Annotated in this window: 7 protein-coding genes; 6 read left to right on the forward strand and 1 reads right to left on the reverse strand. The window is 44.5% G+C overall.

Annotated features, from left to right (window positions below; translation table 11 throughout):
• Positions 1-926: 926 nt before the first annotated feature.
• Positions 927-3,206 carry a family 43 glycosylhydrolase gene (locus VMF88_03130; protein ID HTY10045.1) on the reverse strand — a complete coding sequence of 760 codons (2,280 nt, stop codon included), beginning with the start codon at positions 3,204-3,206 and terminating at the stop codon, positions 927-929.
• Between the two features lie 652 nt (positions 3,207-3,858).
• Here VMF88_03130 and VMF88_03135 point away from each other — a divergent pair.
• The 6 genes from VMF88_03135 to VMF88_03160 form a co-directional block, all read left to right on the forward strand.
• Entirely contained in the window at positions 3,859-5,049 is a 1,191-nt protein-coding gene (locus tag VMF88_03135; GenBank protein HTY10046.1) for a site-specific DNA-methyltransferase, read from the forward strand.
• A 43-nt stretch (positions 5,050-5,092) separates the two neighbouring features.
• Positions 5,093-6,213 (forward strand): IS3 family transposase gene (locus VMF88_03140; protein HTY10047.1). Its coding sequence is split into 2 segments (ribosomal slippage): positions 5,093-5,357 and positions 5,357-6,213, totalling 1,122 coding nucleotides; the frame shifts between segments, so codons are not numbered across the junction.
• Between the two features lie 211 nt (positions 6,214-6,424).
• Positions 6,425-7,006, forward strand: coding sequence for a GNAT family protein (locus tag VMF88_03145; protein ID HTY10048.1), 582 nt, complete (start codon positions 6,425-6,427; stop codon positions 7,004-7,006).
• A 109-nt stretch (positions 7,007-7,115) separates the two neighbouring features.
• Entirely contained in the window at positions 7,116-9,236 is a 2,121-nt protein-coding gene (locus VMF88_03150; protein ID HTY10049.1) for a T9SS type A sorting domain-containing protein, read from the forward strand.
• Positions 9,237-9,349: 113 nt separating this feature from the next.
• Positions 9,350-10,378, forward strand: a complete 1,029-nt coding sequence (locus VMF88_03155) for a T9SS type A sorting domain-containing protein (protein HTY10050.1) — start codon at positions 9,350-9,352, stop codon at positions 10,376-10,378.
• A 193-nt stretch (positions 10,379-10,571) separates the two neighbouring features.
• Positions 10,572-10,814 (forward strand): dihydrofolate reductase (locus tag VMF88_03160; protein HTY10051.1); only part of this gene is annotated, 243 nt, incomplete at its 3' end.

Raw genomic sequence — 10,814 nt, forward strand, 5'->3', positions numbered from 1 at the left:
CGCGCGGCGCATTTGCCGATGGCCGGTTACGTCAGCTTGTGCCGTTAGTTATGGTGGCTTTCTTAGCAATGACCTTCCTTCTATAATTAGAAATATTTATAAATGATGCAATTCCCGCAATGCCTTCAAATATTATGATCAGTAAAGATTTATTTGATGAACTATAATTATAGAAATCATGGACACAGACACTTAAGAACACTACTCCAACAACAAACCAAACAATCATCGTTTTTTTCTTTGCTCATGTATACTCCTGATTATTCTTAAGCCACCAAATAAACAGCGACTAACCTGCGACCACGTACAATTTCATTAAAACACAAAACCTCCATCATCAAGAACGAATCAGGAGGTTCATCTGTAACCGTTCCGCCCCGAATTGGTTATATAATTGGACAAATGTAGAAGTTAAGGAGGGAAGAGTCAAGAAATAAAAAGGTCCGGCACCTACATCGGCACCGGGCAATGATAACGAATTTGAACTGCTTACTTCAACAGCATCATCTTCTTCACCTGTATCTTCCCGTCAAACTCCAACGGCGAAAAATAGATCCCGCTCGAGGATTCGATCCGTTGAACTCCTCCAGGCTGAACTCCCCAACTTGTTTCGTCAATTAATTTTCCCCGGGGAAGAACAATCTTCTCCTGGATAATCGAAGATCTGCTATCTACGCTGGACGATCTATCAAGAAGGTTCAACAATATGTGGGAACTCTGAGGTATGAAATGAATCGTTCACTAAAAGCTTACATGTGACCTCGCATGGAATTCACTTCTATTGAGATTTAGGAGACTGCCTGTTTTCTAAGGTCGCTGGAGCAACAAAAAGCCCCTGTGTTTACAGGGGCTTTTGCATTTCCGGCGACACCGAGTAACCAAAATGTAACTGAGAATTGCTGTCTTTCAATAGCGTTTTCACAAAGTTACTTCATTACGATCAACTTCCTTGTCTGAACGAATGCTCCCGCCTGCAGTCTATAGAAGTACACTCCGCTCGCTAACGAGCTCGCATCGAAAGTCACCGAGTGAGCACCCGCAGTCTGACGTTCGCTGATTATGGTCTTGACTTCTCTCCCAAGCACATCGTATACGTTCAACGTCACAACAGTATTCATTGGTAATTGATAACTGATGACTGTTGTTGGATTGAACGGGTTTGGAAAATTCTGTTCCAACGAATACACTTCTGGTCTGCGAGCGGGGTGCAGATCCTTAACGAACGTCTCCGGAAAGTTGCTGTCAACAAAATACAGCCATTGCAGTTGGAAAAGTTCTTCCGAGCCGGTCCCGACAAATTTCAGATACACATCATGATTGCCGGTGACGGGTGATGCCACCTTTGCGGCAAAAGTCTTAAAAACGCCGGAAGAGCCGGTGTTGCTGATATTGCAGACCGCTATTTTGTTGCCTGTATCAAGAGAATCAAGCCACACTTCTACAGTACCTCCCAATGAGGCACAAGAAGCGACGATCATGACCGAGTCGCTTTTCTTCGGATATTTGTCCGCATTGCCAAATTCTACTCCCGCATAGAGTGCCCAATCGTTGTTGTGAATATTGTCGAGTACGGCAATGCCCTGGGTTGGGGCTGACCGTGCGGTGCCGTTCTGATTGGCTGGGCATTCCGCAAGCATCGGTGTATGAGCGTCGCGGTAAATATAGAGATCGAAATACGCAGGACTGTTTTGAACAAACACACCCTGCCGGTTGCCTGTCCATGAGTTATAGTTTGGCTGCAAACCGTCCATTCCCGATGTATTGAAGCTGCTTCCCACCTGAGTCCAATCATAACCGTCGACGCTCCAATAGCCCGTCATTGTATGATTTACTCGAACCAGTTTCAACCATACGGCATCCCCCGCGTTGTTTGGAGTCTGGTAATAAGTTCCGTTATAAGAACATGCGATGACCGTATGACCCGATGAATCAACGGTGCTGTAGAGCTTTATGCTCAGAGTCTGCAGACCGTTAAACACCCAAATTCCGGCTTGATCGGCAGGAGTTTTCGGATCGAATTCCAATTGGGTAATGATCGAGTAATTATGTTCGCCGTCATTTTTTATCACCGTATTGATTTTCCCCTTTGGCGATAATCGCAGCCATCCTGGGCGATCGGTGAGCGAGTATGTATTGTCAGGCGTGTAACCTAAAAACGACCACTCAGGATTCAACGTTGCGGAATTGAAAAAATCAGAATGAGGGACCATCCATGGGATACCGCTGCTCGGCAGTTTAGGGGCGGTCTTGGGGACGTTGATCGGATAATCTGCTGTCGGCTTGCCGCTGGTATCATAGCTTACCTCGTTGACCAATCCCTGCCGTCCCTGACCGTACCATTCATTACCATTGGCATTCCGCCACAATGGATGAATAACCCAGCTAGTGCTGTCGTTAAGCATGACGACGCCGGATGAATGATTCGGGTTTTGGAACAGTGCGCCGGAGATCTGACGGTCGGTAAGATTAAAGAAGTCACCCAGAAGCGTCCACGAAGATTGGTCCCCGGTTAGTTTGGAACTTCGGAGAACCTTTTGCCCGCCGGACACGTCGCGTGCAAAACTGTAGTAATAATACCCTTTATACTTCCACATCACGGGTCCCTCCGCCCAACTGTACGGGTACGAAGGGGCCGGATTGATCCAGCATAAATTATAGATCGCCCCGTTGGGTTGTCCGTCATCCCCTAATTGGACTATCCAATTGTTCACCTGGCCGTTCTTGACCAATAAGTACCAGGAGTTATCGTCGTCAATAAAAATGGAGTTGTCGTAGCCTAAGCCGGGAACGCTCGAAGGCGTACTCATTAACGTTGGCATGCTCCATGGTCCCTTGGGATCGCTTGCGGTAACAAAATACATCGAATTCGCTCGCGAAAAAAAATCCCAGTATTTATTATTATAGTGAACCATTTGCCCGCCCCAACATCCGCCCGCCGGCGTATCGCCGTAGTTTGACCATGAAGCCGACACCGGCTGCGCGACAGCTTCCCAATGAATAAGGTCTGTTGAGTGGTAGATGACCGGCGTTGGATTGAACGACGAGCCGGTGGTGTAAAAATCACTCCCCACCTTTGTCAACGTGCAATCAGGGTGGTCGCCGGGAATCACAGGATTTGTAAATGTGTCGAATGACATAGACTGGCCGGAACTATGGTTATACGCAGCAATATACAGCGCAAAAAAAACGACATGGACAATTTTCATAGGGCTCTTTCGTTAATTTTTTAATCGAGCTTATTCAGTCAGTCGAACGAGCTCGTTCCGAGATTCAGGCGCAAGCACTATCTGAGCAGCATCCATTTCTTCGTATCGACAAAATCGCATGCCCTCATCTGGCAAATGTAAACTCCGCTGGCAAGGCTCGGCTAAGAAATGCTTTTGTGGAGATGACCTGCCCCCCAAAAGATAATCCAATATAGTAGTATTAGGTAGAATAGTAAAAGGAGAAAACATCCGTGAGCCAATTTCTTACGGGTTAAAAGTACTAGAGAACATGGTGAAGGAATCTCCGGCGCTCTCTCCTTCGGCAAAGTTGCGGGCACAATTGAGGAGGAAGCCCTAAGCCTATTTGTTGGGGCTTATATCTAAAATCCTTTTTCAACTTTGAACATCTCAATGCCCATGCCTGATAGATATGGGCATTGTTATTTAGTCATCCAATTTTTCGAGCTTCGAGGCCAGCCTATTTTCGCTGTCTGGTCAGGCATGCTCGGAAAAGTCAAAAGCGGTTGATGCTGTTGAATTGACCAATTAAAATAGCTACCTTTTGTCGAAATGAATCCGTGGAACGTATGGAGGGACGAGCTGCGGATTTTTCACATAGAATCCTTTCGAACATTGAATAATTGGAAATTTAATGCCCACTCTTGATTGGATCGGGAAAAAGGCTGTCGTCAATCACCATACGCAAGTACCATACAGACTGTTGAAATGCGATCCATCTCTTTCAGCAGGCGACCCAGAGGCTGAGAATTTGCTGGTTCATGGAGACAATTTGCTTGCACTTAAGGCATTACTTCCATATTACGCCGGCGAAGTAAAATTTATTTATATCGATCCACCGTATAATACTGGAAACGAGGGCTGGAAATACAACGACAATGTAAATTCGCCCGATATCAGAGCGTGGCTTGATCAAGCCGTAGGAAAGGAAGGAGAAGACCTCTCCCGGCATGATAAGTGGCTGTGCATGATGTATCCGAGGTTAACTCTGCTACGAAAATTTTTACGAAAAGATGGTTTAATATTTATCTCCATTGATGATAACGAAGCATTTGCTCTGAAACCAATGTTGGATGAAATCTTCGGAGAAAACAACTTTGTTCAAGCTATTATTTGGAAAAATAAATACGGTCCAGGAGCGTTAACTAAAGGATTTGGTAATATTCATGAATATATTTTTTGTTATTCACGGAATCCAATATTAAGTATTGAAGCGCCTCTTAGTATTGAAGAAGCAAAAAAATATAGAGGGCGTGATTCCAAATATGAAGTTCGTGGTGGGTTTGTTACGCAACCTTTGGCAACAAGGAGTAAAGATGATAGACCAAATCTTGTATATCCCATATTATATAAAGGCGAAGAAATTTGGCCTGACAAGCAATGGATTTGGGCAAAAGAGCGAATGTTAAAAGCTCTTGAAAATGATGAGTTAGTAATAAAAAAAGCAAAGGGTAAGTGGAGCGTGAGATTTAAGCAATATTTGAGAGATGAGGATGGTCAGATAAGAATGGCAAAACCAATTTCTATTATGACAGGGCCATTTAATCAAGATGGTACGTGGGAAATAGAAAATATTTTTGGGACGAAGGTGTTTTCTAATCCTAAGCCTGTGGAATTGATAAAATACTTTGCGTCAATGGTTATTAATGGTAAACATGAAAAGGACGGATTTTTTCTAGATTCTTTCGCGGGATCTGGAAGCCTCGGGCAAGCTATTTTGGAATTAAACAAAGAGGATTTAGGCAAAAGAAAATTTCTTCTCGTGGAAATGGATTTGAATATTGCCAAAGGCATTACAGCTGATGACCTGCCCCCCAAAAGATGATCCAATATAGTATATTGGAAGTCATCAAAAAAGGAGGAAGGTCATGAGTCGGAAGCGGTATACTGCAGAGGAGATCATTAACAAGTTACACGAAGCAGAAGTGCTGCAGAGCCAGGGGAAGACGATCACCGAGGTGGCACGGCAGCTGGAGGTCAGTGAGATGACGTATTACAAGTGGCGGAAGGAGTACGGAGGCCTGAGAGTTGACCAGGCGAAGCGATTAAAGGAGCTGGAAGCAGAGAACGGCCGATTGCGGAAGGTCGTTGCCGATCTGACGATTGACAACTCGATCTTGAAGGAAGCAGCACGGGGAAACTTTTAAGCCCGGCGAAGAAGCGCCGGGCCGTGGAAGAGGTTCAAGAAAAGATCGGATACTCGGAGCGTCGAGTGTGCATGGTTCTGGAGCAGCCGCGCTCGACACAACGACAAGAACACCGGGTCAGTCAGGAACAAGGACTTCTCACACAGCGCATCACCGAACTGGCATGTGAATATGGACGTTACGGATACCGCCGGATAACGGCATTGCTGCGGAGTGAAGGCTGGCACGTCAACCACAAGAGAGTCGAACGAATATGGCGTCAGGAGGGGCTGAAAGTGCCGAAAAAGCAGCCCAAGCGGAGAAGACTCTGGTTCAACGATGGATCCTGCATACGCCTGCGGCCAGAACGAAAGGATCATGTCTGGAGTTACGATTTTGTTGCAGACAGAACGAGTAATGGAAAACCGTTGAGGATGCTCAACGTGATCGATGAATATACCAGAGAATGCCTGGCGATCAGGATCGATCGGAAGATTACATCGAACGATGTTGTGGAAGCGTTAGCAGAATTATTTGTGACGAGAGGAACTCCTGCTCATATAAGATCGGACAATGGACCGGAGTTTGTTGCTGATACAGTACGATCATGGCTGGGAAGACTCGGTGTGAAGACACTGTTCATCGAACCGGGAAGTCCGTGGGAGAACGGATACATCGAGTCATTTAACGGAAAGTTCAGAGACGAGTTGCTTAACGGAGAGATCTTTGATACAATTACGGAGGCGAAGGTTGTGACGGAAAGGTGGAGAAACACATACAATAAGCTCAGACCTCACAGCTCATTGAATTACAGACCACCGGCACCGGAGACATTTTATCCCCTTCAGTTAGCCAATGCCTGAAGGACAAAACTAAACTACGCACTGGCACATAAACTGGGGGCAGGTCACTGGCTAACCAGTCGCTCAAGCTGACGGAACCAGCCGTAGGCGATTTCGCCGCGCGACAGTACGGCGAGAATGATATGATCAGCAGATACGTCCGAACAATGAACTACATGGAACTAACAGTTCGCCGCCGCAGCTTGGCCGCGGTACGTTAGGGCGCATACTTATGAAAATTGATATTCGTCCTGTTATTGGATTCGATCAAAAGGCATTCATCACAGCCGTACAATCTAGCCGACGGCTTCATTATCCTTGGGTTTCGCCACCTTCGAATCCCGCGACATTCAAACGCTATCTAGAGAAGAACGATGGCATTACAAACTTCGGTTTTGTTGTATTCTTGCCATCTACAGGTCAATTGGTTGGTGTTGTAAATCTAACGAATGTCGTTTATGGACTATTTCGCAGTGGGTACCTGAGTTACTACGCATTCACAGGTTTTGAGCGTCAGGGATATATGCAGAAAGGATTACTGACTGTCGTCAGATATGCATTCACTAAACTGAAGTTGCATCGACTGGAAGCCAATATTCAACCCGGTAATGTTGCTTCTATTAAGCTTATTCGAAAATGTGGTTTTACCAAAGAAGGTTTCTCTCCTCTGTACCTTAAGATAGGTGGCCGTTGGCGAGATCATGAACGTTGGGCATTAGTCTGTGGCGTACGGCGTTTGCAGCCTAACCATGCACTCAATCTGACGGAAGGAGCGCGGATGCAATTTACCGCGCGTTGGAAAGTGAAAACATAAGTTAAAGGGTTTGGCGCTCGCGCGCCGGCATCTCAATTGGAAGGTTTTCGTTTCCGCAGCTTAGTGCCGGTCCGTTAGCGCGCATCTTCACTCATTTGAAGCTTTGCATATGAAAAAGACAAGCATTTCACTCTTGTTGCTATTTAACATCTCTTCGATGAACTCGCAGGATTTCATTTGGAAACAAATGTCAGGACCACAAGGTGGGTTGATTTCCACAATTTGTTTTACGGACAGTATTGTTTTTGCAGGAGGTATTAACGGTGTATTTAGAAGCACAGACAATGGAGATCATTGGAAATTTACCGGCCTTGCCAGTGATGAAGTAAAAAAAATCACTGCCATTGGAGATACTATTTGGGCTGGAACTGATCGCAATGGTGTTTACATAAGTGGCGATCAAGGACTAACTTGGAAAAAAGATAACAATGGATTGCCTCTAAACGTTAGTGTAGTTGATATGGCAGTGCTCGATACCTTTATTTTTGCCGCAACGAGTGGATACGGAATATTTAGGAGGTCAGTATCGGATTCAAATTGGACGGCTGTAAATACTGGCATTGATAATTTGGATTTCAGAACAATTATTGCAAGTGATAGCGTAATTATTGCTTCTGCGGCAGGCGCTTCTGGCTCGGGAATGTTTCGAAGCACGAATAGGGGTGAACAATGGACAAGGATCGATCCCGATCCTTATGCGTGGATGGCGGATGCAATCTGTAAATATCATGATACGCTCTATGCCGCAAGGTTTTTAAATCAAGCTGAAGTCTATATAAGTATTGACGATGGCCTTACTTGGTCAGTTCCAGCAGGAGCCTCACCACCAAACGACATCATTACAAATTTATATGCAGACCACTCCGGTCTTTATGCCGGGATCTATAACAATGGAATCTATCGATCGTCAAATAGTGGAATAAGTTGGACGCAAATTAATAATGGTCTTTATAATTATTCACCAACACATTTAAATGGAAAAGATGGAATCGTTTATTATGCATCATATGATGGTATCAAGATTACATCGGATTTCGGTACTACATGGCAGCAAAAAAACCTTGGGCTCACAAATAGTTCAATTTCGTGCATAAATTCAGTTGGAGAAAGTATTTTTGCGGGAACAAATGGAGCTGGTTTATTTTATACGACCGATCTTGGCGCAACATGGAATCAGATCACTGATTCTAACGTGAAACCCTTCATAAAGAGTTTGATAAATGTCAACGATACCATTTTCTTAGCCTCGACCGATTGGACATATAATTGCAGAGTCATCATGAGTAGCGATAAAGGGATTTCCTGGGTTCAACGCAATAATGGTATTGATGGGGGTGATATTACTTCTATCGCTTGGGCGAACGATGTTTTGTATGCAAGCACTTCATACGGTCTTTTTAAGAGTGTTAATAGGGGAGCAGCATGGACGTTAATGACCAGCGGGCTACCGAACAGTGGACGACCCAATGTAGCAAGTGTTGCAGCTGTTGATTCTATTGTCGTCGCAACCGATGGAGAATCGCAGATTTATCGGAGTACTGATTTGGGTGAGCATTGGGCGGCGGTCTCCATGCCAGCTGGAATTACTCCTCCAATCATTAAAGTATCTGCCATTAATACAACTCTCTACGCAGGTTGTTCAGAGGTCAACGTACTATTTATGAGTTCTGATAAAGGGGCAACCTGGCAAACAGTCGGAATTCCGGAATTCAATGGTGCAGTTGAGGATGTTACGGGAAATGATGATTCCTTATTTATTGCTGTAACCTATTCTGGCGTTATAGCTAAGTACGGAAAATCCTACGGGAAATTAATTAGTTCAGATATCATGAATTCCGACATTCGAAGTGTTCACTATCATAACGGGCATCTTTGGCTTGGTTCTTGGGGAGCAGGAATCTTTAGGAACATCGATTCATCCGAAATCACATATAATCTTCCGGCAAATGATTTGTTAAAAATCCCTGGATCCACTTTTCTTAAACAAAATTATCCAAATCCATTCAATCCATCGACAATCATTTCGTTTTCAATACCGAGAAAAACATTTGTATCATTAAGGCTATATGATATTATAGGAAGAAAAGTAGAAACACTTGTTTTCCAGGAAATGCCTGCTGGAGACCATTCATTGCAATGGAATGGGGAAAAATTGCCAAGTGGTGTTTACTTCTATCGATTGGAAACTGATTCCTTTACTGAAACAAAGAAACTCTTGTTGTTAAAATGAAGATGCGGCCTAACCAGCCGCTCAAGTGGCGCTTTACGCCATGGTGCCTCTGGCACTGACTGACGGAACCAGCAGTCGGCGAATGCGCCGCGCGAAAGACAAAAGGAACTGAAATGATCAACCGTCACGTCCGCGCAACAATCTACATAGAACTGGCTGCACGTTGGCGCAAGTTAGCCGCGGTGCGTTACGCGGCAGAACGCATACAAAGGGAGATACTTATGAGACTATGCCGTCTATTACTGCTCGGAAACGTGATAATCTCACATGGAATATCGCAACCAATAATTCCTATCGCAAATGGAGATACGTGGTATTATAAACATACCCTTTCTGATTACTCTTATCCCAATGATACCACGGTTAATGAAAATCTAAAATATGTAGCAACGTCAGACACAATGATCAATAGTAACTTATACCACAACATGGTTATTACCAACCTTGGCAATAATTCTATAATAGGGTATGACTATTGGCATTCGGATACTCTTCAGTTTTATTTTCTTGGATTAGGTACGACAAGCTTCTGGCGACCTTTTGGGTATGACAATCGAGTAAGCAGTGATACGGTTTGGGGAGGCATTACGATTGGTACCGGAGCTGGAGATGGAGGTTATATTAAATTGATCACTGTTGATCTATTCGGTGTAAATACAGCAGCTCAGGAAATGTTTTCACACACTCGAATGACTCAGAATGAATGGGATGCTCTATATATAACCACTCAAGGATTTGGGCCTACTATGATGAAGCACTTTTATTTCTCCGATGCATCGAATTATGCTAAAATAGACGCATATGAAATCACGGGAGCGATATTACGTGGCGTTCAGTATGGTAATGTGACATCAGTTCGCAAGGGCATAATGGAAATAAGTCAATATTATCTATCTCAAAATTATCCCAATCCATTCAATCCTTCAACACAAATAACATTTTCTGTGCCAATAACTTGTTACGTCTCTTTAAAAATATTTGATTTATTGGGACAATATGTTGCTACTGTTACCGAAGGAGAGTATTCACCTGGCGTTTATTCTGTTTACTGGAATGGTTCGAATCATGCTAGCGGAGTCTATTTTTACCGATTACAGTCAAACACTTATTCAGAAACAAAGAAGTTCCTGTTGCAAAAATAATCTGCCGCCTAGCCAGTCGCTCAAGCTGACGGAACCAGCCGTTGGCGAATGTGCTGCGCAACGGCTATAATAAACTGAAATGAACAACCGTTACGTCCGCGCAACATGCTACACGGAACTGACTGCACATTGCCGCAGCATAGCTCCGGTCCGTTGAACGCGCAAAATATATTATCTTCTTTATTGGAGGTCTATGAGAAAGGTCGTGTTCGCTATCAATATCACCGCCGACGGTTACTGCAGTCACACGGACGGGATTGTCGACAAGGAGCTGCACAAGTACTTCACCGAAGTGCTACGCAAAGCGAACCTCCTGCTCTTCGGTCGGATCACGTATCAACTCATGGTCCCCTATTGGCCAGAAATCGCGAAGACCCAATCTGAGACTGAGGCAATCAATGAGTTTGCGCGCGTGTTTGATTCACTCGACAAGGTC

The sequence above is a fragment of the Bacteroidota bacterium genome (assembly GCA_035506275.1).
Classification (GTDB): domain Bacteria; phylum Bacteroidota; class Ignavibacteria; order UBA10030; family UBA8401; genus JAGVPT01.